Origin of the sequence: Enterococcus sp. C102(2024) (assembly GCF_040888205.1) — a bacterium.
Lineage (GTDB): Bacteria > Bacillota > Bacilli > Lactobacillales > Enterococcaceae > Enterococcus > Enterococcus faecalis.
In genome coordinates, this window is the sequence record NZ_JBFOHH010000003.1 from 1 (window position 1) to 21,743 (window position 21,743).

General features: G+C 36.6%; 21 protein-coding genes. 6 read left to right on the forward strand and 15 right to left on the reverse strand.

All coding sequences use genetic code 11. The annotated features are described in order from the left end of the window. Together AB3I34_RS07525 and AB3I34_RS07530 are read right to left on the reverse strand one after the other, a co-directional pair. Positions 1-2,319 (reverse strand): collagen binding domain-containing protein (locus AB3I34_RS07525; protein ID WP_262231351.1); only part of this gene is annotated, 2,319 nt, incomplete at its 3' end. Beyond that, complete coding sequence (locus tag AB3I34_RS07530) at positions 2,303-2,581, reverse strand: hypothetical protein (protein WP_002376690.1); 279 nt, start codon at positions 2,579-2,581, stop codon at positions 2,303-2,305. The genes AB3I34_RS07525 and AB3I34_RS07530, both read right to left, overlap by 17 nt. 209 nt (positions 2,582-2,790) lie before the next feature. Between AB3I34_RS07530 and AB3I34_RS07535 the strand changes: the two genes are divergently transcribed. After that, a complete protein-coding gene (locus AB3I34_RS07535; protein WP_048941565.1) occupies positions 2,791-3,084 on the forward strand; it encodes a helix-turn-helix domain-containing protein in 294 nt (97 codons plus the stop codon). 81 nt (positions 3,085-3,165) lie between these two features. Here the strand turns inward: AB3I34_RS07535 and AB3I34_RS07540 are convergent, their stop codons facing one another. The 7 genes from AB3I34_RS07540 to AB3I34_RS07570 form a co-directional block, all read right to left on the reverse strand. Continuing rightward, positions 3,166-3,666: an HD domain-containing protein gene (locus AB3I34_RS07540; RefSeq protein ID WP_002356666.1), complete on the reverse strand. Its 501-nt coding sequence runs from the start codon at positions 3,664-3,666 to the stop codon at positions 3,166-3,168. 155 nt (positions 3,667-3,821) lie between these two features. Further along, positions 3,822-5,513, reverse strand: coding sequence for an arginine--tRNA ligase (argS, locus tag AB3I34_RS07545; RefSeq protein WP_085444088.1), 1,692 nt, complete (start codon positions 5,511-5,513; stop codon positions 3,822-3,824). A 319-nt stretch (positions 5,514-5,832) separates the two neighbouring features. Continuing rightward, positions 5,833-6,879 (reverse strand): tRNA (adenosine(37)-N6)-threonylcarbamoyltransferase complex transferase subunit TsaD, encoded by a 1,047-nt coding sequence (tsaD, locus tag AB3I34_RS07550; protein ID WP_010712694.1) that lies wholly within the window; start codon positions 6,877-6,879, stop codon positions 5,833-5,835. Beyond that, the gene (gene rimI, locus AB3I34_RS07555; protein WP_002384200.1) at positions 6,876-7,340 is read right to left on the reverse strand and encodes a ribosomal protein S18-alanine N-acetyltransferase; all 465 of its coding nucleotides are present in this window, start codon (positions 7,338-7,340) and stop codon (positions 6,876-6,878) included. Before rimI (AB3I34_RS07555) ends, tsaD begins: the two co-directional genes overlap by 4 nt. A gap of 7 nt (positions 7,341-7,347) precedes the next feature. Continuing rightward, on the reverse strand, positions 7,348-7,902 hold the full coding sequence (gene rimI / locus AB3I34_RS07560) for a ribosomal protein S18-alanine N-acetyltransferase (protein WP_002384199.1): 555 nt from the start codon (positions 7,900-7,902) through the stop codon (positions 7,348-7,350). After that, positions 7,874-8,593, reverse strand: coding sequence for a tRNA (adenosine(37)-N6)-threonylcarbamoyltransferase complex dimerization subunit type 1 TsaB (tsaB, locus tag AB3I34_RS07565; RefSeq protein WP_010712695.1), 720 nt, complete (start codon positions 8,591-8,593; stop codon positions 7,874-7,876). The genes rimI (AB3I34_RS07560) and tsaB overlap by 29 nt, the downstream gene beginning before the upstream one ends. A gap of 115 nt (positions 8,594-8,708) precedes the next feature. Next, positions 8,709-10,751: a penicillin-binding transpeptidase domain-containing protein gene (locus AB3I34_RS07570; protein ID WP_010712696.1), complete on the reverse strand. Its 2,043-nt coding sequence runs from the start codon at positions 10,749-10,751 to the stop codon at positions 8,709-8,711. A gap of 207 nt (positions 10,752-10,958) precedes the next feature. Here AB3I34_RS07570 and AB3I34_RS07575 point away from each other — a divergent pair, with 207 nt between their 5' ends. The 5 genes from AB3I34_RS07575 (at position 10,959) to AB3I34_RS07595 (ending at position 16,337) form a co-directional block, all read left to right on the forward strand. Then, complete coding sequence (locus AB3I34_RS07575; RefSeq protein ID WP_002356656.1) at positions 10,959-12,191, forward strand: SPFH domain-containing protein; 1,233 nt, start codon at positions 10,959-10,961, stop codon at positions 12,189-12,191. Between the two features lie 103 nt (positions 12,192-12,294). Further along, positions 12,295-13,440 carry a hypothetical protein gene (locus AB3I34_RS07580; RefSeq protein ID WP_010712697.1) on the forward strand — a complete coding sequence of 382 codons (1,146 nt, stop codon included), beginning with the start codon at positions 12,295-12,297 and terminating at the stop codon, positions 13,438-13,440. Further along, positions 13,437-14,246: a TPM domain-containing protein gene (locus tag AB3I34_RS07585; protein WP_010712698.1), complete on the forward strand. Its 810-nt coding sequence runs from the start codon at positions 13,437-13,439 to the stop codon at positions 14,244-14,246. Before AB3I34_RS07580 ends, AB3I34_RS07585 begins: the two co-directional genes overlap by 4 nt. A 195-nt stretch (positions 14,247-14,441) precedes the next feature. Further along, positions 14,442-15,104 (forward strand): Ltp family lipoprotein, encoded by a 663-nt coding sequence (locus AB3I34_RS07590; RefSeq protein ID WP_002382705.1) that lies wholly within the window; start codon positions 14,442-14,444, stop codon positions 15,102-15,104. A 120-nt stretch (positions 15,105-15,224) separates the two neighbouring features. Next, a complete protein-coding gene (locus AB3I34_RS07595; RefSeq protein WP_085444090.1) occupies positions 15,225-16,337 on the forward strand; it encodes an SHOCT domain-containing protein in 1,113 nt (370 codons plus the stop codon). A gap of 23 nt (positions 16,338-16,360) precedes the next feature. Here AB3I34_RS07595 and AB3I34_RS07600 read toward each other — a convergent pair whose 3' ends face one another. From AB3I34_RS07600 to AB3I34_RS07625, 6 genes are all read right to left on the reverse strand, one after another. Further along, complete coding sequence (locus AB3I34_RS07600; protein WP_010712700.1) at positions 16,361-17,080, reverse strand: HAD family hydrolase; 720 nt, start codon at positions 17,078-17,080, stop codon at positions 16,361-16,363. Positions 17,081-17,227: 147 nt separating this feature from the next. Continuing rightward, a complete protein-coding gene (locus AB3I34_RS07605) occupies positions 17,228-17,455 on the reverse strand; it encodes a hypothetical protein (RefSeq protein ID WP_002362220.1) in 228 nt (75 codons plus the stop codon). An 87-nt stretch (positions 17,456-17,542) separates the two neighbouring features. Further along, positions 17,543-18,193 (reverse strand): diphthine--ammonia ligase, encoded by a 651-nt coding sequence (locus AB3I34_RS07610; protein ID WP_010712701.1) that lies wholly within the window; start codon positions 18,191-18,193, stop codon positions 17,543-17,545. A gap of 762 nt (positions 18,194-18,955) precedes the next feature. Further along, positions 18,956-19,756: a phosphatidate cytidylyltransferase gene (locus tag AB3I34_RS07615; RefSeq protein ID WP_002376658.1), complete on the reverse strand. Its 801-nt coding sequence runs from the start codon at positions 19,754-19,756 to the stop codon at positions 18,956-18,958. Then, positions 19,753-20,568: an isoprenyl transferase gene (locus tag AB3I34_RS07620; RefSeq protein WP_002356646.1), complete on the reverse strand. Its 816-nt coding sequence runs from the start codon at positions 20,566-20,568 to the stop codon at positions 19,753-19,755. Before AB3I34_RS07620 ends, AB3I34_RS07615 begins: the two co-directional genes overlap by 4 nt. 347 nt (positions 20,569-20,915) lie before the next feature. Further along, the gene (locus AB3I34_RS07625; protein ID WP_010712702.1) at positions 20,916-21,734 is read right to left on the reverse strand and encodes a MetQ/NlpA family ABC transporter substrate-binding protein; all 819 of its coding nucleotides are present in this window, start codon (positions 21,732-21,734) and stop codon (positions 20,916-20,918) included. Positions 21,735-21,743 lie beyond the last annotated feature (9 nt).

Genomic DNA, 21,743 nt, shown 5'->3' on the forward strand with positions numbered 1-21,743 from the left:
CGTAAGTTCATACGTGCGATTGACGGATAAGTTGGGAATCGTGACCGTTCCATCGGTCCCAACTGTCACTGTTCCTGTTTTTCCTGTCACTGTATCTTTCCACTGAAATTCTGCGCCTGTTAAACGTTTTTTACTGTCTTTGTCTTGTTTGACAATTTTAATGGAGCCTTTTTGCGCTACATTATCAACAGTTACTGTCACTATTTTATTGGCTTGTGCAGTTGTTAGAGTGACTTTATGCACGGTTTTGTCTAGTACATAGCCTGTGGGTGCTTTTGTTTCTGTGATTTCATACGTACGATTGACAGATAAGTTGGGAATTGTGACCGTTCCATCGGTCCCAACTGTTACTGTTCCTGTTTTTCCTGTCACTGTATCCTTCCACTGAAATTCTGCGCCTGTTAAACGTTTTTTGCTGTCTTTGTCTTGTTTGACAATTTTAATGGAGCCTTTTTGCGCTACATTATCAACAGTTACTGTCACTACTTTATTGGCTTGTGCAGTTGTTAGAGTGACTTTATGCACGGTTTTGTCTAGTACATAGCCTACGGGTGCTTTTGTTTCCGTAAGTTCATACGTACGATTGACGGATAAGTTGGGAATCGTGACCGTTCCATCGGTTCCAACTGTCACTATGCCTGTTTTTCCTGTCACTGTATCCTTCCACTGAAATTCTGCGCCTGCTAAACGTTTTTTGCTTTCTTTGTCTTGTTTAACAATTTTGATGGAGCCAGTTTGTACTTGTTGCTTATTCTTCACCCGATATGTTAAAGTGTAGTCGGTTTTTCCAGCAAATGAAATAGGATGTTTAGTATCGTCTAATTCATAGCCATTAGGCGCCTTCGTTTCAACTAAATAATATTCTCCATCAGGTGATAAATTTGAAAATAACAGCTCGCCATTTTCATTCGTGACACCTTTTGCTATTAGATTATCTTTTTGGTCGTACAACGAAAACTCAGCACCTGCTAAACGTTTCGCCTCATTATTTTCATCTACTTTTTCTACTTTTAATTGATTTTCTAAACGTGTATTTTCTTTTTTCAGACGAATCGTCTGAGTTTGGCCTGTTTTAATTTCAAACGGAACTGGTGTTGCATCTAACTTATAACCAGTTGGTGCTCTTGTTTCAATCAGTTCATATAGACCAGGTTCTAAACCAGCTAAACGGATTTGTCCAGATTGATTGGTTCTTAAATTCTCTTGAACAACTTGTTGTGTTTTTTTATTCACAAGTTTGAAAATAGCGCCTTGCAGCACTTCAGCTGTCGCTGCATCTATTTTTTCTAAAATAACACCACCTTGGCCTGTTCCTCCACTATTTTCATCAGCCGTGATATAAGCGATGTCTTCATCTTCCCAAGCATCGAATCCCTCGTTAGAAATACGCATATAGGTGTAATTTGATAGCAAGGCATCACTTGGAATATTTTCATTTGGAATTGTTTCTAAATAAATATAATAGGCGTTTTTATTAGAAAGATAACTGCCTGTGGCCGTTGGTATTCCTTCAAATTTCTCCGCTTCATAATTAAATCCAGATTCAGAAGCATATTTTTGGAAAAATTGACTGGCATCATAACTGTATTCATCATGCTCTAAATTCCGAATCATTTCACCATTTACTTCTAAAATAGGCTGCTTGGTGAGATACGCGGCAATACTGTCAACAGCTAAAGTTTGGTTTGGACCTACATTATCTAAAAATTTAAAGGTTGTTTTTTCTGAACCTGAAAGTCCTGCTTGATTATAGTTAAAGTAAATGACCCAGGCAATTCTTCCCTCTGAGGTAAATCCTAACGGGACTTTTCGAACCAGTTCAGTTGGCGGAACTTTCTCCACGTATTGCCCGATATTAATTTTGACAATTTTTTGTGAATCACCAAAAGTAAAAACGACTTGATCTTCAAAATCTTCTGATAAATTTTGATTATATCGCAACTTCAGTTGTAAGTTAGCAGAGTAATCTGTGATTGTTTGTAAGGCTTTAATCGTCCAAGTACCATCATCATTTGGAATCACTTGGAGTGCATCTCCAATTTCAAAAGGCGTCATTGAATAGGAATATTTTTCACTAGCCATTTTTAACGTAAGGACCTCGCCCTTGGTTAATTCGGAAATTGATAACGCCAAGGAAACAGTTGCCCAATCTTTTGTGGCAACAATTTCCGTTTTTTCCTCAGGATATTCAACAGCTATGGACCGAATTTGCGTGCCACTTTCATTATTCATCGCATAAGAAACAATACTTGTATTAGACCCTATAATAGTAAAAATAATTAAGCAAATCGAAAATAACTTATTAATAATTTTTTTCATTCATCACAATCCTTCCAATACCAATATGTGTCTTTTTAGACACTAATTCACTAAAAAAAATAGTCATAATTTCTTCATTCTTCAAATCCAACAATTGTGAAATCAATTTAATATCCGATGCTTTGAAAACAACTTCTCCTTTTAATTTTTTGTAAATCGTTGAAGCAGATATGGGCTGTCCGTATGCAGTCATTTCATTTGCCAACCACTCAACATTTTTCCCTTTCATTTTCAATTTTGAGTGAATTAAATTAGATTCCATTTTACTCTCCCCCTTTTCAGTGTCTAATAAGACACTGAAATTATATCATTTTGTGAAAAAAACGTCAATATCATTAAAAAATACTGATTTTTTTATTATATTCGTTACTTTCATTTTGAAAAAAACATGTTTCTTTTGCGACACTTTTTGTGCTAGAATGTTTTTACGGAGGTGGTTTTTTGAAAGAGAATTTTTTGAAGCAAAAACGGATGGAGAAAAATCTTACATTAGAACAAGTTGGAAATTTTGTTGGTGTTGGAAAAAGTACCGTTAGGAAATGGGAAACTGGAATGATTGAAAATATGGGGAGGGATAAAATTGTCGCCTTATCTAAAGTTTTAGATGTATCACCTCTTGAAATCTTAGGTATTCCTGAAACGGAAGAAACGCCATTTGTTGTCCCGACCAATATTATGAATGTTTACAAACAATTGACAACTGAAAATCAAGAAGCAGTCTATCGATATGCTCAAAAGAAATTAACAGAACAAAATTACTTTTAATATTTATTTTAAATAGATGAATGCTAGACTTTTTAGTCAACGTCAAACAAAAAAAGCTTATCCTTACGGATAAGCTTTTTATTAGATTGACTGTTGGCCAAAATACTGACGCCATTTGGTTTTCATGGCTGTCGTCATCGGCAACGCCGCTTCTTTCACAGCACAATATTTGTCAACAAAGGTTACAATGTAACTTTCTTTGTATTTTGGTGGTGCAATAGTTGCGCCCCACATATGTTTAATAATAATGTCTCGTTCTAAATCAGACAACTCTGTAATTTTTTCAGCATTTTTGGCTGCAATTCGTGGATGAACATAGGCATGAGAGCCTTCGTCAAACTTTGTTGTGCGCCAATCATAGTAAAACAAATCATGTAATAAACCAGCACGAGCTGTTGCACGAGCATTGCCGTTCCAACGCTTTGCTAATTTATAGCTATGATAGGAAACACTAATTGAATGTTCTAAACGAGTTGAATGCATATGTTGTGTGTATTCTGCTAATTTTTGGACTTCTTCGGTTGCTAATAAATCTTCTACATAAGAAAGATATTCTTCGTCTTCACGCCATTTTTCTGTCATATAATTGGGTGCCACCTTTTCTAATCCTTTTATAACTTGACTCGAGTATAGCACCCCAGCTATTTAATTACTATGAATTTCTCAATCTGTAACTTAACTTTAATATTTGCTTAATAAGTTTAGCGTTCAACGCAGTAAAATTTTCACAAAAACTTCTACATTTCTTCTGGTGCATGTAACCCTAGTAAACGTAAATCTTCTTTTAGAACAGTAGCTACTGCATAAACTAACGCTAAGCGTGCCTCTTTTTGAGCATCTTCATCCAAAATCCGAACATGGGCATAATATTTATTGAACGCTTGTGCTAAATGAATGCTATGTTTCGCAATAACAGATGGTTCATATTTTTCAGCAGCTTGCATCACAGTTTCAGGGAATTTTTGTAACAACTTCACGACTTCCCAGCTGTCCTTGTCATTTAGTGCATAACGTTCTGTAGCGTCTGGTGTAAAGTTTGCTTTACGTAAAATACTCATCGCACGAGCATGCGTATATTGAACATACGGGCCAGTTTCGCCTTCAAAACGAACAACTTCATCTAATACAAAATCGAAATTATTTAGACGATCATTTTTAAGGTCATGGAAAATAACTGCACCTACACCTACTTGTTTCGCCACTTCTTCACGATTTGCTAAGTCTGGGTTTTTCTCGTTAATTTGATTTCCTGCTAAAGTAACAGCTTCATTCAATACTTCTTCTAATAAAACAATTTTCCCTTTACGTGTGGATAATTTTTTACCGCCTTGAGTAATTAAACCAAACGGAACGTGTTCCATATCATCTGACCAGTCAAACCCTAGTTCTTTCAAGACTGCTTTTAATTGTTTGAAGTGATTGCTTTGTTCGTTGCCGACTACATAAAGTGATTTGGCAAAATCATACGTCCGTTTACGGTAAAGCGCAGCAGCTAAATCCCGTGTGATATATAACGTCGCACCATCTGATTTACGAATAAGTGCTGGATTTAAATTATATTCTGTCAAATCAACAATTTCTGCACCTTGATTTTCTGTTAATAAATGTTTTTCTTCTAATAAAGTAACAATTTCATCCATTTTATCATTATAAAAGGCTTCGCCATTGTATGAATCAAATTCAACTTCTAACATGGAATAGATTTTATCAAATTCTTTTAGAGACTCGCTACGGAACCATTTCCATAATTCATTGGCTTCTTGGTCTCCTTCTTCTAATTTTTTAAACCAAGCACGTGCTTCGTCTTCTAATTCTGGTTTTTCTTCTGCTTCTTCATGAAATTGCACATATAAGCGCAATAATTCATTAATTGGCTGTTGGCGGACTGCTTCTTCAGAACCCCATTTTTTATAAGCTACAATTAACTTACCAAACTGTGTACCCCAGTCACCTAAGTGGTTAATCCGAATTGGCTGATACCCAATTTTTTCTAAAATAAAGGCAATTGAATTCCCGATTACCGTAGAACGTAAGTGTCCCATAGAAATTGGTTTAGCAATGTTTGGTGAAGACATATCAATAGGAACATTGCCATTATTGCCAAAGGTACTGTTTCCGTAGTTATTTTTTTCTTTGACTACTTCGCCAATAACAGCTTGACTGACTGCTTTTTTATTCATGAAGAAGTTTAAATAAGGTCCTACCACTTCAATTTTTTCAAAATTTGTGCCATCAATTTTTTCTGCTAATTCTGCTGCAATTTGTTGTGGTGCTTTACGATAAATTTTAGCTAATGAAAAGGCTGGAAAAGCCACATCTCCATGATCAACAGATTTAGGATTTTCCAATAATTGTTCGATTTGATCCATCGTTAATTCTTCATTTAAAACATCATGTAACGCTTTTGCTACGATTTCTTTGTTGTTCATAAGAACCCTCCTGATTAATTTGTAAGTATTAAAAAAACAAAAACGTCTCTGACAAAACAAAATATTTTGTTTTGTCAGAGACGAGAATTTACCCGCGGTACCACTCTAATTGTCTATACTACTTGGATAGACCTGCTTCATCGATAACGGTGATTGCCGTCTGCTTTCAGCAGAATTCTAAAAGTGCGCTTCCTCATTCCGATCACTCTTGGCTCCCACCTTCCCAAGATCGCTAAGCTGACGTTGAAATAAGTACTCTCTTTATCATCGAATGTCATTGTTAAACTGGCTTCATTATAGCAAATTTTTGTCTAGCTGGCTAGCCTTCTTCACTAATTGTCATAAAACTAACGCCAGGTTCTGCATTTAAGTTATACGAAGCAAAATGATTCTTTTCAGCTTCGATAAAAGCGGCAGCGCCAATCATCGCCGCGTTATCCCCACAAAGTTTTAATGGCGGAATAAGTAATTTTACTGCTGGTAATTGTTCACTGATTGCATGTCTCATTGCTTCTCGTAATCCTTGATTCGCAGCAACGCCCCCAGCGATTAGCAATTGCTTAACAGGATATTCTTGACAAGCACGAATGGTTTTAGTCACTAATACTTCTACCACACTAGCCTGAAAACTTGCGGCTAAATCCTTTGTAGACAGTGCTTCACCACGTTGCTCTGCATTATGAACCGTGTTAATAAACGCACTTTTTAAGCCACTAAAACTAAAGTCATAGTTATCCTCTTTTAGCATCGCCCGTGGAAATTGATAGGTATCTGTGCCTTCATGGGCCAAAGCATCAATCTCTTTGCCACTAGGATAAGTCAACCCTAACACCCGTCCGACTTTATCATACGCTTCACCAGCTGCATCATCACGTGTTTCACCAACAATTTCGAAAGAGCCATCTTCTTTCATGTAGACCAATTCCGTATGTCCCCCACTAACAAGTAAGGCCATCAATGGAAATTCGAGCGGTGCTACAAAACGGGCAGCATAAATGTGTCCAGCCATATGATTGACCGGAATAAGTGGTAATTGGTGCGCCCAAGCAAATGCTTTTGCTGCAGAAAGTCCTATTAATAAAGCACCGACTAACCCAGGCCCATAGGTCACAGCAACGCCACTAAGTTCTTCTGGTGTGACTTTTGCTTCTGTTAATGCTTCTTCAATACAGATCGTCACTTGTTCAACATGATGACGACTCGCAACTTCTGGAACGACTCCGCCAAAACGTTGATGGCTCTTAATTTGCGAAGCTACGATATTGGAAAGAATTTTGTCGCCATCTTCAATGACAGCCACACTTGTTTCATCACAGCTACTTTCCACAGCTAATAATAATTTACGTTCTTTTGTAAAAATTGTCATTGGGCTTCCTTCCTTAATTTCGCACACATTACAAAGGCATTTTCTTGAGGTTCTTTATAATAATTTTTTCGAACAGCTACTTTCCGAAAACCTGTTTTCTCATAAAGTTTTTGAGCTAATGTATTCGATTCTCTGACCTCTAAGAAAATTTGTGTAATGTCACGACTTTTAACATATTCTTTAAAAGCTTTCATTAATTGACAACCAATTCCTTGGTGTTGTCTCTGACCATTCACAACAACGTGACTAATTTCTGCTTCATCTAAAATAAAATGATAGGCAATATAGCCTAACCACTGGCCATTTTCAACTAAAAAAAGATATTCGCTATTTTCCTGAGCAAAATCTTCCGCGAATTGTGTTTCTGTCCAAGGGGAGCCAGTTGTATAAGAAGAATTACTGAAACGCCATAATTCTTCACCAATATTTGCTACAGATATTTCTTTTTTTGTTACTAACATTTTTTCTTCACTCTTCTTTTAAATCAATTATCATTTCTAGTGCGTCTTCATTATTTTCGTCATAATAGCCTTTTTTCACCGTCTGTGAGGCAAAGCCAATTTTTCGATACAAACGTTGGGCTTTAACATTACTCATTCGTACTTCTAGCGATAAGGTTTCACAACGATTTTTCTTGGCAAAAATTCGCGTTTCTTCTATTAAAGAACGACCTAAACCTAAGCCTTGGTATGCTGTATGGACAGCGACATTCGTAATGTGTGCATCCGTTCCTTGAATCCGACAACCAATAAAGCCAACTGTTTTCCCGTTAATTGCCGCTAACAAATAGAGATGCGGCGCTTTTGAGCCAAGTTCTGCCATGAAAGCAGACATCGTCCAAGGAAGTTCCCCAGCATAAACTTCGCGTTCAATTGCTAGTAAATCCTTAATATCTTGGTAGGTGATTTCACGCAATTGAAATTCTTGCTGGTTCATTGCAATGGTTTTAGTTATATACCGTTGCCGTCTTTTTGTAAAGTATTTTGTCACAAAATTAAAGTTTTTCCACATAGCTTTCTCCATTAGGCGTGTGTGTCTTCAACCAATTTTCTTCCGCTTCTACTTTTTTCAAATACGCAGGTAAGAACCCATGAACATTTTCAACAGGTTCAGCCACACTACCTAACGCAGCCAAAACTGCGGCATTAGGAATTTGCCATTGTGGAACATCACAAATTTCTCCATGAGGAATGATTTGAGCTATTTCTTCAGTGAATTTTTCAACATCTTCACCAACAAAAAAAAGATTTGGTTCATTTTTTAGTAGTTCTAATAACTCCCGCAGGGAAATATGTTGGTCCGGTAACTCATTTTGCCACACGCCATCGACAAACCGGTAAGCACCAGCATAGACGTTTTTACGACGCGCATCAAAAAGAGGCACAACTAAACCGGTTTGCCCAACACAATTAGCAGCTAGCGTTTGTAGACTGGAAATACCTACTAGCTCTTTCTTTAAAGTATAGGCCAATGTTTTGGCAGTCGTCACGCCTAAACGTAAGCCAGTGTATGATCCAGGTCCTTCTGCTACGACAAAACGATCAATTGCCGTTGGCGCCAAGTTCAATTGACTCATCAAATAGTCAATTGCTGGCATTAATGTTAAGCTATGATTTCTTTTAACCGTTGCTGTATAACTTCCCAGAATTTTTTGATTTTCACACACAGCAATACTCAATGTTTGGTTAGATGTATCTATTGCTAAAATTCGCACACGAATCCCTTTCCTTCTACAATTTAGTCGCTTCATTGTAGCACACTTTCCTTTTTCTAAAAAGGGAAAACGAGGTTTCTTTTTACAGAAACCTCGTTTCGTTCATTTTCTCTTTTTATTTAATGGTTGCTTCTAAGTAATCAATTAATGGTTTACTGATATCTGTTGCAGAACCATTTTCTCCTGAATTTTCAACCATAATCATTGTTAAGAATTTATTGTTACTACGATCTAACGTTAGAAGGAAACTGTTTTCTTTGCCATCTGTATCTTGTTTATCTTTTATTTCAGCTGTTCCTGTTTTAGCAGCCAATGAGAAGTTCGGATTGTACATATTATAAACATAACCTGAAGGATCTTCCACACTACCTAAAAGATCTGTGGCAATTGTATTCGCTGCGTTGGCGCTGATTACATTGTCTTTTTTCTTTGTTTCTTTGTCTAAAACTAATTTTGGATAGACTAATGTTCCATTATTTTGGAAAACACTATACATGGTAGCTTGCTGGATTGGCGAAATTAACAATTGGCCTTGGCCGTAGCCCGTATCTGCTAAAAGAATTTCAGAATTAAATTTATCTTCATTTGAAATTTGAGCAGGCGTCATGGCAATTGGTAAATCTAGTTCCTCACCGAAAATGAATTTATTAAGACCCGCTCTAAATTTGTCTTCCCCCATACGTAATGTTTGTTGGGCAAAATAAATATTATCTGAATTAACTAAAGCGGTACGCAGATTGACTGGACTTGCTTCTTTTACACGTGTCGCAAAATAGCCGCCCCAAGATTTATCTTTTTGCCATTTCAAGCCATTAATTTCTAGCTCTTCATCTGGCTTCAATGTCCCTGCATCTAAACCAATGGCACCGGTAATTGTTTTAAAGGTAGAGCCTGGTGCATAGCCTGTCGCAAAACGTGCTGTGAATGGTAAATCTTTGTTGTTATTGTAAGCATCATATTCTTTTTGAGAAATACCATTGGCCATTTTATTAGGATCATACGAAGGTGAACTAACCGTTGCTAATAAATCGCCTTTTTGAGGATCGGTAATGACCGCACTACCAGGACGTTTGTCAAATATAGCAAAAGCTTGTTGTTGTACCCCGCTGTCAATCGTTAATTTAATCGTTTGACCATCTTTTTTCTCTTTGGTTTGTAAAGCTTTTTTGACATTCTCTTTGTCATCTAAAATAACTAGCGAGCCACCATCTTGCCCTCTTAATTCTTTATCAAACGCTCGTTCTAAGCCAGTTTTACCAATTACGCCCGTACTACTTAACTCTGGATTTTTTTTAATATCTTCTGCAGTAATGGTGCCCGTATACCCGATTAATTGCGCAGCTGCTTCCCCCAACGGATAATAACGTGACTCTGTGTCTTTTGTCGCAGCCCCTGTTGGTAATTCTGTCACTGGTTCAGAAGCAACTGTGATTGGTACAAAGGAGTCTGCTTGGACCCATCCTTGGCTTAACTTTTGATTGATTTCATCAACAGAAACGCCGAACTTATCACTAAAAGCTTTGATATTGGCTGTTTTTTCTGCGCCAGAACCGAGTTTGCCAGGCACTACGCCCACTTCGTCAAACACTTTGTTAATTGCTAGCCCACTACCATTACGATCGACAATTTCTCCACGTTTGGCATTATCTACTTGAATCGAAATTTTATCATTTCCTGACATATCTGGAAAAATTAAAGACGGCTTCCAAGCGATTTGGTAGGTATCGCCTTTCTTGGCGATACTTGATTGATAAGACAAATCTTTCATTTCGCCTAAAGGAGTACTCATCGATAATTTATAGGTAAATGTGTATTGATTGTCTTTCGCCTTTTTGACTTGAACATCACTAGCCTTGACTCCTTCAGCTTGAATCCCTGAATAAATTGCTTGGTATTTTTCAACAACAGATTTAGTATCATAGCCATTTTTCTTTAAGCTAGCTTCTTGAACAACGGACGGTAACTTATCAAATTCCTGTTTTGACAATACGTTTAAAAATGTAGTAGCTGTTTTCTTCGCTTCGGCTAATTCTTGTTTGGCTTGCCATTGACTATAAGCATAGTACCCGCCACCGGCAGCAGCGATTAGAACCAAGGCAGAAACACCAAGAATAAGTGGTTTTTTTGAAGATTTTTTATTACGATTGCTTCGTTCCATTCAATAATCCCCTAACTATATAATATGTCTTTTCTTCTATTATACGTAACTTTTTTTAAAATGCTTGTGTTTCACCTATACTTTTTTTAATTTCTTAATAAAGTTTGATCAATTTTTTCCATTTCATCAGGCTTTCGTTGGATTTCTCTGCATTCATTGTGTGGTATACTAGCTGTAACAATTAGTTTTTTATTAGGAGGAATGAACATGGGACTTATTAAAGCAGCAACAAGTTCAGTTGGCGGTGGCTTGGCCGATCAATGGCTAGAGGTTATTGAACCTGATAATATGGGGGACACAACCGTCATGACAAAAGGTGTTTTTGTGCGTAAAGATGATAAACGTGGTTCTAATCGTAAAGGAACGGACGATGTTTTAACAGATGGTTCTGTTGTACATGTCTATCCCAACATGATGATGCTTCTTGTCGATGGGGGCAAAATCATCGATTACACTGCTGAAGAAGGCTATTATACAGTCAAAAATGATTCTGCGCCTTCAATGTTTAACGGTTCTTTAAAAGATGCGATTGCAGAGACCTTCAGTCGTTTCAAATTTGGTGGCGTAACTCCACAAAAACAACAAGTTTTTTATATTAACTTGCAAGAAATTAAAGGCATTAAATTTGGAACACCTGCGCCATTAAACTATTTTGATAATTTTTATAATGCCGAACTTTTCTTACGTGCACACGGAAATTACTCAATTAAAATTACAGATCCTTTACTATTTTATACTAATGCGATTCCTAAAAATCAAACGCAAGTAGATATTAATGATATTAATGAACAATATTTGGCAGAGTTCATTACAGCATTGCAAGCAGCAATCAATCAAATGTCTGCTGATGGGCAACGTATTTCTTATGTTCCCTCAAAAAGTGTTGAATTAAGTAAATATATGCAAACTGCACTTGATGAGGATTGGCGCACCAATCGCGGCATGGAAATTGTTTCTGTAGCAGTTGCGAGCATTTCTTATACAGATGATTCAACAAAATTAATCAACATGCGAAATGAAGGAGCTATGCTCAGCGATCCAGGTGTTCGCGAAGGTTATGTTCAAGGTTCCTTGGCTCGTGGTATGGAGGCTGCTGGTAAAAATGAAGGTGGCGCTATGAGCGGCTTTATGGGCGTTGGTATGGGCATGAATGCGAATGGCAACTACTTTGCGCAAGCGTCTCAAACAAACCAACAACAAATGCAAGAAAAACAAAACCAGCAAAATGCACAAGGGGCTACAGACACTTGGACTTGCCCACAATGTGGGACTGAAAACACTGGGAAGTTTTGCTCAAACTGTGGTACACCAAAACCAACAAACGAAAAACCAAAATTAGAAATGAAATGTAGTGAATGTAGCGAAATTGTTGACTTAAGTAATGGTATTCCTAAGTTCTGTCCACATTGTGGTAAACCATTCCAAGGGGTTCCTTTATAAGCAAGTAGTGAACAATTAAAGAAAAGGGTCAGGCACAAGTCTACCCTTTTTCTTTGAATCAGATTCCTGTTATTTACTCACTCTATTAGAAAGGACGGTTGCAATGGAAACAACATTTACCCATAAATGCCCCAACTGTGGCGGCCCGCTCTTATTTAATCCCAAAGATCAAAAATTTCATTGTGAATATTGTTTAAATATTTACACGGAAGAAGAAGTGACTAGTTATGAGCAACAGCAACATGAGGCACATTTAGAGAATCCCTCAACAACGACTGCCGAGGAAAATTTGACTTTCACAGCGGAAGAAGAATCCTCCGCTACGCAACAAACAGAGACCACTGAGAAGGAAACAACTGCAGATGCAGGCACAATGGAAATTTTTAATTGTCCAAGCTGCGGCGCTCAAATTGTCACCGATGCGACAACGGCTGCTACTTACTGTTATTATTGCCATAATCCAGTTGTCTTGGCTGGTCGATTAAGTGGCGAATTTTTACCAGAAAACGTCTTACCCTTTACAATTGAAAAAGACGAAGCGATTGAAAAATTTCTCGCTTGGACCAAGAAAAAATGGTTCATTCCCCGAGACTTTTTCAGCAAAAATCAAATCGATAAATTAACTGGGGTTTACTTCCCCTATTGGGTCGTTGATGCAGAAGTCGACGGACAACTCCAAGCTACTGGCACAAGTATTCGCATTTGGCGCGTAGGTGATATTGAATACACCGAAACAAAACGTTTCAATGTGGGACGTTCAGGAAAATTATCGTTTAAAGAATTAGTTAAAAATGCCTTGTCAAAAAACGTCCAACAAAAAATGGTGGAAGGCGTTCAACCATTTTTAATTGATCAAGCAGTGCCTTTCAAAAGCCAATACCTAGCAGGTTTCCAAGCAGAAAAACGCGATATTGAATATGAAGCAATCAAAAAACACGTTCAACAAGAATTACAAGATTATTCGGAATCATTGTTACGGGACTCTGCTTCTGGTTATACTACGTTGACAAATGTTCGCACGGATATTTCTCTAAACCAAGAAAATAATCACTATATGCTTTTGCCAATTTGGTTAGTCACCTATCGCAGTCAGGAACAATCAAAAAAAGTTTATTATTATGCCATGAATGGACAAACAGGTAAAGTAAGCGGTGTACTTCCAATTAGTTACACTCGTTTAGGGCTAGCAACGTTAGGCATTTTCGCTGGACTCTTAGCACTCTTTTTATTAGGAGGTTATTTCCTATGAAAAAACGACTTTTACCTATTTTTTTCCTAATACTTCTTACCTTTAGCCTTGCCCTATCCGTTTCGGCGGCTGAAAATTCAATTGATGATGGTACACAATTACTGACACCTGATCAAATCAATCAACTAAAACAAGAGATACAACCTTTAGAAGAAAAAACAAAAGCCTCTGTCTTTATTGTGACCACAAATAATAATACCTATGGCGATGAACAAGAATATGCAGATCATTATCTTTTAAATAAAGTTGGCAAGGACCAAAATGCCATTCTTTTTCTCATTGATATGGACTTACGGAAAGTCTACATCTCTACTTCTGGAAACATGATCGATTATATGACGGATGCACGAATTAATGATACCTTAGATAAAGTAATGGATGGGATGAGTCAAGGAAATTATTTCGCGGCTGCTCAAACCTTTGTTCAGGAAACTCAAGCATTTGTTGATAAAGGGGTTCCTGGGGGTCACTATCGTGTGGACAGCGAAACAGGTAAGATCACCCGTTATAAAGTCATTACCCCGCTGGAAATGGTAATTGCTTTTGCTGCTGCGCTGATACTCAGCTTGATCTTCTTAGGCATCAATATTTCTAAATATCAATTAAAATTTTCAAGTTATCAATATCCTTTTAGGGAAAAAACAACGTTAAACTTAACCTCCCGCACAGATCAGTTAACCAACTCTTTCATCACTACTCGTCGTATTCCTAAAAACAATGGCGGCAGTGGCGGAATGGGTGGCGGCGGCAGCACCACACACTCAACTGGCGGTGGCACATTCGGTGGCGGCGGTCGAAGTTTTTAGATTTTTTATCTTTTTTAATTATTTCATAAAAATAATGGTGTTATTTTTATGGAATAATGATAAAATAAGTATACTGTGGTGTGTTATTTTTACACATGGCGGTATACTTATTTTCATGAATAGACTTACTATCATTTTGGGGATTGTCTTTTTAGTAAGCGCTACAAAAAATAACAAGAAAGAGAGAGTTAGTGAATGAAAAAAAACATATCTGGTAATTCATCTATAAAAAAACCGTTTTATAAAAAAGTTTGGTTCTGGGTTGTTGTAGTTGTAGTTTTAGCCATTGGGGGCAGTGGCATGGGAAAAGAAGAGAAAAAAGCTACTTCTTCGCCTACAAAAGAAACGAGTCAATCTACTAAAAATAGCTCCTCTTCAAGTAGTAAAGAAGTGAAAACTTCAACCTCTACGAAAGAAATCAAAACATCACAAAGTAAAGAAAATTCTTTCGTCTCTAAAGTAAAAGAAAAAATGTCTGAAGCAGCATCCGAAGCAGATAAAAAGAAAGCAGAAACACCAGAAACAAAACCTTCTGAAGAAGCGGCTCCTGATGTACCAAGAGAATACAAATCAGCATTAAAAAAAGCGCAATCATATGCAAAAATTATGTCTATGTCAAAAGCAGGTATTTATGATCAGCTGACATCTGAATATGGTGAGAAATTCACTCCTGAAGCTGGACAATACGCAATCGATCATTTAGAAGCCGATTGGAATGCCAATGCTTTGAAAAAAGCGAAAGATTATCAAGAAAATATGGATATGTCACCAGATGCAATTCGTGATCAATTAACATCTGAATATGGTGAAAAATTTACTCCTGAAGAAGCAGAATACGCTATTCAAAATTTAAACTAAATTTTGAAGGACATCCCCTTCCATTAAAGCCCAATTTGGGCTTTTTATTTACCGTGGATTCTTGTTACTATGTTTTCTGAATGGTAAAATTAATTTATCTTAACAAAAAGGAGTCATCCCATGAAAAGTATGTGCGAATTGTGTGATCTTAATCCTGGTAAAATCATCACCTTTGATAATCACAGTATCTGTAAACATTGTGCAGAACATTTAGAATTAAAACCGAAAGAAATTAAAGATCGAACAATGGAAAGTATTATAAAACGTCAAGAAGAGATTATAAAAAAAGATCAAGCAATGCAAGCAAAGGGTAATTTATGTTATCTTTGCGAAGAGGAAACTGGTAAGTACTTTACGAATGATTTTTATCGCGTAGGAAAAAGCTGTTTAAAAAAACTTAAAGTATCCACTTGGTCCGTTGATAAAAAAAGTTTAGCTGATTTACAACAAATACAAGAGTTAATAAACAAGCAGTCTGAAATCGCAAAAGCAAATGAAAAAAATGCTGAAGTTTATGGAAATCTATGTGCTCTTTGTCAGGATAATAAAGGAAAATATTTAACTTCAGATAATTACCAAATCTGTAAGAAATGTGCAGGTCAACTCGGTGTCCAGGGACAAGGATATACCCAAACTTGGACATTGACGGATTTAAGAAATGTCCAAGAAGACAACCGGCTGTTCAACCCTACAACAACTATTGCTGGCTCGATTGAATTCGATGAACCTGAAAAAAAATTCCGACTGGTTGGTTCATCAAAAATTTTGCCCGTAAGCATTATCGCTGATTACAAAATTTTAGAGAAAAAAAATACCCATTTTACAGAAGAAAACGTACCTTATGATCGCGTTAGTAGTGTCTATATTTTGATTAATCTAGATGATTTGCAACGTCCAACCATCACTATTTCCTTTTTAAAGACACTTAGTGAGCAAACTACTGAATTTGATCGTCAATTAGCGATCGATAGAGCCCGTTTCAACGCCGAACGAGCCCTTTCATCATTAGACACTATTGTTCGTCGAATAAAAGAAAAAGAAATACCAACTCCTATAAAGAGTGATGAAAACCAACCGATTGAACCAAAGCTATCTGATTCAAAAAAAAACTCACCTAGCGCTATTGAAGACGTAATGGCTGAGTTAAGAAATTTAAAACTGTTAGTTGATGAAGGAATTCTAACAGAAGAAGAATTTCAACAAAAGAAACGGCAATTGCTTCAATTAGATTAATAAAAAAATCCTGAAAAGACTCGTCATCTTTTCAGGATTTTTTTATTCTTGGTATTTTCCCATAATTCTTGATAAGGTATTTCATGGATATCACGAAAATAAGCTACTTCAAACTTTTCAAAATCAGTTGACTGGCAGTTGCCGGTTAAAACACCAATTCCTGCTTTACCATGACAAGTTCCCATGAAAACATCCACGAGCGAATCCCCCACCATAATTACTTCTGTCGGCTTCAATTGACATGACTGACAAAAGGCTTGGAGCATGTCCGCATCTGGTTTCGGTAAGTAACGATCTCCTGTCGCAATAAAATCAAACATTTCTGTTAAACCAAGATATTCCATAATCAACATAGTCGCTGGCAAAGTATCTGAAGTTGCTAATCCAATTTTATAGTTCTTCCGTTTCAGCTCAAGAAATAACTGTTTTAAATCACCAATTGGTTCAATCTTTTTCAGATTTTTTCGTAAATAATCATAAAAAAATTGCTCCAGCCATCGACTGCTGATTCCCTGTTCGACTAATTCCTCAAATTGCGCCAATTCCTGATAAAGGACTTCATCAAGTAAATGTTTTTGCAAAAAACGTTGCTCCTGAATAGCTAATATCTTTTTTATTTCTGCTGAATGATGAGGGGCTAACATACTTAGTGTTTCAAAACAAGCTTTCAAACCTGCTTGCCAAAGAGTGTCAAAACGAATACACGTACCATCTTTATCAAATAAAATTCCTCGATTTTCCATGAAAGAACACCTCAAAACGTTTGCTTTGCTTCCTATTTGTTGCTTCAAGTATACTAATCATTTATTTGATTTTGATATGCTTTTTGTATCATTTGTGTAAAAAAATATATAAAAGCAACGAATTTAGAAAAATTCGTTGCTTTTATATTAATCGATTACTTTTTTCACTTTAAATTCTTTTGTTTCAGCAGACGGTTCTGTTTGATCAGCTAATTCAAATAAAATATGGGTACCATTTTCTTCATCTTCAACGATAATCAGTTTTCCTGGAATCTTTCGAGTATCTTTCGCAATTTGGGCTTCTTTAATTAATTCTTTTTGATCTCTTTTTGAAGCAAGGGCATTTCCTAAATTAAAAAAGACAGTTTCTTCCATAATTAACCACTCACTTTCTCTACTTTTCTTAAGTCAATTATAGCATATCGCTAGAAAAAGTGGCAGCTTGTGTCCTTTTATTTTCATTTAAGCATCAATAATCAAGGAATAAGCATAAGGACTTTCATAAATTCCTGAAGTATAATAATTGAGCCTCTTTTTAAATAGCGGGCCGTCAATTACCAACGTATGGTACTCCCCGTTTTCTCCGCAAATATCTAATTGATGCTCTTTAAGGTACGTGATAAACATTTCATCTAACGGTTCTCCTAAAAATTTTATTGGAATACCTGCCTCTTTGCTGACCGTTTTGATAATTGCTGTGTACCCTTTTGCCAAGAATTCTTTCACAAGTGCTTCGCGATTCTCCTGCCAAAGAGGTAATTGTGGCTCAAGCCCAGCACTTAATGCAACTTGGCGATCCCAAGCACCATTTTGTTCAATATCTATATCGCCAAAACAAACCGTTTCTGCACCTAATTTTTTGGTTTCCTGCAGTGCCTCAACCACTTTTTCTGTGTAATTTGTTTCATTGTTATGTGATATAACAAGTGGTAAATCTAACGCTTCGGCTGCTGCTTCTAAGACGGAGATTGGTATCCCGTGAAACCAAGAACGATTAATTTCATCACTTAGTGTTGTCACTAACGCTACTGGCTGATTTCCTGCTTGTATTAATCGATCCATCGCCAATAAACAATCTTTACCAGAGCTATAACTTAAACAAAATTTTTTCATAAACGTTCCCTCTTTTCTCTATGACTATACCTCAAAACAATACATCCGTATACATATTTATTATTTAAGTATAACTAATACTGAATAGTTATTTGAATCAAAACATGGTATAAAATAGAGGTAAAGCAAGCTTTATTCACTTCTTTATATCTCTTTTCAACGGATGATCAGCTGGCGGAAACCAGCTGATCTTTTTTTCAAAAAACACAGCTATCTTTTGCAGTTTTCTTTTCCTCATGTTATAAAGAGATAGTAGGAAGCATTTATTCACTTCTTTACAAATCTATCTTAATCTTAGACAGTCGGCGGAAAACGGCTGTCTATTTATCTGGAGAAATTATGAACTCGTCAGCTAGTGGTCAGTTGACGAGTTTTATGTTATAATAATTAGAACACGAAAAATATTTTTAAACGAACCATTCAATTGTTTTGATGATTTTATTCAAAACTGGCGTGTCTAGAGAGATACAAGGATGTATTAGAGGTAGGGAATACATCGCTTAAATGAAAAATACTTGAATACTAGAAATAGTCTGATCCAACTTTAAAATAATAATATTGATTCGTTAGATAGCCTTCTCTTTAAAGAGAAGGCTATTGTCAATTAAAGAGTAAAACCACCGTATGTTTAAAATTAAACTTATCTCAAACATACCCTGTCAGTGTTTCACGCATTATCTCAATAAACAGCAAAAATCCAGAAGAGTCTCTCTTCTGGATTTTTGCTTATTTGACGATACTTTTTAAATTTTGTTAATCAATTTAAAATAATCCACATAAGTGCATAATTGGGAAAACAAATAATAAACTATCAAAACGATCTAAAATACCGCCATGTCCTGGCAAGATGTTACCAGAGTCTTTCACGCCATAATGACGTTTGATAGAAGATTCAACCAAATCACCGAATTGCCCTACTATAGAAAATAGAACCGTCAATACGAGCATCACCGACATCGGATAAGGAAATAGCCCTTTATTAGCTGTGAAAACTAAAAACAACGCTGCTACAACGACGGCTGATAAAATACCACCAAGTGCACCTTCTATTGTCTTGTTGGGTGAAACATCTGGCATCAATTTATGACGACCAAATCGGCGTCCAAATAGATATGCACCAATATCCGTTGCCCAGACAATGAATAAAGCAAATAACAAGACTTCAAAACCTGCGGAACGGGCACTAATAAAGTTCTGGAACCCCATCCCTACATATAAACTGACAATAACTGGAAAGCCAGCTTCTTCAATCGTATATGTATTTTTAGAAATCACCGAAGCACCTAACAACAACATTACAGTGACATAAAATAAAATGAAATTTGTTTGCATTTCCGGCAAAAAGTTTAACCATTTAATTGTCGGGATAACTAAAAAAACGGCCCCTAATGCTGATAAAACACCTTCAAAACTTAATAACGTTAATCCTTTCATACGGAATAACTCGTACACGCCGACTACTGCCAAAGCAACAGCGGCAATCTCAATTGCAAAACCACCATACCAGATAATTGGAATAAAGATGATTAATGCGACGATAGCTGTGATGACACGTTGTCTCACTGCGGATCGCTCCCTTCTGTTTCTGTAGTTTCTTTTAGACCTCCAAAACGACGATTACGATTTTGGAAAGAAGCAATCGCGGTTTCTAAAGTGTCCCCTGAAAAATCAGGCCATAATGCTTTTGTAAAAAACAACTCGCTATAAGCAATTTGCCATAACAAGAAATTACTAATTCTCTCTTCCCCACTTGTTCGAATCAACAATTCTGGATCACGAAGTTCCGTGGGTAAAAAGCCAGTCATTAAGTGATCTGCGATCGTTTCTTCTGTAATCTCATCTGCCGTATATGTTTTTTCTGAAACCTCTGCAGCAATCTGTTTCATGGCAGTTAGTAGCTCCGCACGCGCCCCATAATTTAAAGCAAAGTTCAAAACCATGCCCGTATTGTCCTTGGTTTGCTCAATGGCCCGCTTAACAGCATCTTGCGTATGGCTTGGTAGAAACTCTTGGTAGCCCATTACATTGACTTTAACATTTTCCTTAATTAATTCAGGCACGAATGTATCAAAAAAATCAACAGGCAATTGCATTAAGAAATTGACTTCATCTGTTGGTCTCTTCCAATTTTCCGTTGAAAATGCATAAAGTGTTAAAACTTTAACGCCTAAATGACTAGCATGCTTCGTTATTTTTTTGACCGTATCCATGCCTTCTTTATGTCCAGCAATTCTCGGCAGTCTTCGATTCTGTGCCCACCGGCCATTTCCGTCCATAATAATGGCAATGTGCTGAGGAATTTGGCCTTCTTTATCAAAGGCGTACTGGCTTGCTTCTTCTACATATTTATTTTTTTGCGGAAAAAAACGTAACATCTTTTTCCCTCCATTCCAAAAAATCTATCTTAATTATTATAACAATAACTAATGCAAATGCCTATGCATAGTCCCTGAATTTTCCTGATAATTAAGAAATTCCTTGTAACTTTATCATTTATGGTCCTTTTTTAAAAGAAAAAAACTTAGACTTGGCAGGTAAATCAACATGATGTATCTGTCTAGCCCTAAAATTTTAAATAAACAACGGGACAGGAGCAGCTTCTTCGGAAATAAGCTGAACGTCCTTGAGAGACAAAAAGCATCTTTCAGAACTTTCTTCTTATTTCTTGAAGCTTAACACGCCTGACCCGACCTCAAGTTTTTATTCTATTGTCTTTTTCTTTTTATTCATTGACTGGAACAATAGCACCGTTCCATTTTTTCGTAATCCAATCTTGAACTTCTTTGCTACGTAACACTTTGACTAATTTTTTTACATTTTCATTGTTTTCGTCTTCTTTACGAACCGCAATAATATTGGCATAAGGTGAACTTTCTTTTTCTAAGGCAATCGCATCTTTTTTCGGATTTAATCCTTGATCCACGGCAAAGTTTGAGTTAATTAAAACCGCAGCCCCTTCTTCATTGTCATAAAGAGTGGTCATGATTGCTGGATCACTTTCATGATTGAATTTCAACTTTTTAGTATTTTTATCAATATCATCGAAAGTAGCAGTTGTCCGGTCTACCCCTTCTTTCAGCGTGATTAAACCAGCATCTTCTAAGATAGTTAATACGCGTGGCCAATCTGAAACGGAAGAGCTAACGTAAATCGTTGAACCATCAGGAATTTCTTGTAACGATTTGTATTTTTTCGAGTAAAGCCCAACTGGTTCTAAATGAATCGCACCTGCATTCGCAAAGTCATAATCATTTTCTTTAACCGCTTCATTAAAGAACGGCACATGTTGGAAATAGTTGGCATCGATATCGCCACTTTCCAACGCCTTGTTAGGTAGCACGTAATCTGTATAAGTCGTCACTTCTAGTTTTACACCTTCTTTTTCTAATAAAGGTTTTACATGTTCTAAAATCTCTGCATGTGGAACTGGCGAAGCCCCAACTTTCAAGACCGAGTCATCACTCTTTTTATTGCCGCACGCCCCTAAAATTAAGATAGCTATTGCTACAGTAATTACTGACCATAATGTACGTTTTTTCATCTTATTCCC

Excerpts from the sequence above, each read along its gene's own strand:
- AB3I34_RS07530 (WP_002376690.1), bottom strand. The coding sequence starts at position 2,581 with ATGGAATCTAATTTAATTCACTCAAAATTGAAAATGAAAGGGAAAAAT.
- AB3I34_RS07535 (WP_048941565.1), top strand. The coding sequence starts at position 2,791 with ATGGAGAAAAATCTTACATTAGAACAAGTTGGAAATTTTGTTGGTGTT.
- AB3I34_RS07540 (WP_002356666.1), bottom strand. The coding sequence starts at position 3,666 with ATGACAGAAAAATGGCGTGAAGACGAAGAATATCTTTCTTATGTAGAA.
- argS (WP_085444088.1), bottom strand. The coding sequence starts at position 5,513 with ATGAACAACAAAGAAATCGTAGCAAAAGCGTTACATGATGTTTTAAAT.
- tsaD (WP_010712694.1), bottom strand. The coding sequence starts at position 6,879 with ATGACAATTTTTACAAAAGAACGTAAATTATTATTAGCTGTGGAAAGT.
- rimI (WP_002384200.1), bottom strand. The coding sequence starts at position 7,340 with ATGTTAGTAACAAAAAAAGAAATATCTGTAGCAAATATTGGTGAAGAA.
- rimI (WP_002384199.1), bottom strand. The coding sequence starts at position 7,902 with ATGGAGAAAGCTATGTGGAAAAACTTTAATTTTGTGACAAAATACTTT.
- AB3I34_RS07570 (WP_010712696.1), bottom strand. The coding sequence starts at position 10,751 with ATGGAACGAAGCAATCGTAATAAAAAATCTTCAAAAAAACCACTTATT.
- AB3I34_RS07575 (WP_002356656.1), top strand. The coding sequence starts at position 10,959 with ATGGGACTTATTAAAGCAGCAACAAGTTCAGTTGGCGGTGGCTTGGCC.
- AB3I34_RS07580 (WP_010712697.1), top strand. The coding sequence starts at position 12,295 with ATGGAAACAACATTTACCCATAAATGCCCCAACTGTGGCGGCCCGCTC.
- AB3I34_RS07585 (WP_010712698.1), top strand. The coding sequence starts at position 13,437 with ATGAAAAAACGACTTTTACCTATTTTTTTCCTAATACTTCTTACCTTT.
- AB3I34_RS07590 (WP_002382705.1), top strand. The coding sequence starts at position 14,442 with ATGAAAAAAAACATATCTGGTAATTCATCTATAAAAAAACCGTTTTAT.
- AB3I34_RS07595 (WP_085444090.1), top strand. The coding sequence starts at position 15,225 with ATGAAAAGTATGTGCGAATTGTGTGATCTTAATCCTGGTAAAATCATC.
- AB3I34_RS07600 (WP_010712700.1), bottom strand. The coding sequence starts at position 17,080 with ATGGAAAATCGAGGAATTTTATTTGATAAAGATGGTACGTGTATTCGT.
- AB3I34_RS07605 (WP_002362220.1), bottom strand. The coding sequence starts at position 17,455 with ATGGAAGAAACTGTCTTTTTTAATTTAGGAAATGCCCTTGCTTCAAAA.
- AB3I34_RS07610 (WP_010712701.1), bottom strand. The coding sequence starts at position 18,193 with ATGAAAAAATTTTGTTTAAGTTATAGCTCTGGTAAAGATTGTTTATTG.
- AB3I34_RS07620 (WP_002356646.1), bottom strand. The coding sequence starts at position 20,568 with ATGTTACGTTTTTTTCCGCAAAAAAATAAATATGTAGAAGAAGCAAGC.
- AB3I34_RS07625 (WP_010712702.1), bottom strand. The coding sequence starts at position 21,734 with ATGAAAAAACGTACATTATGGTCAGTAATTACTGTAGCAATAGCTATC.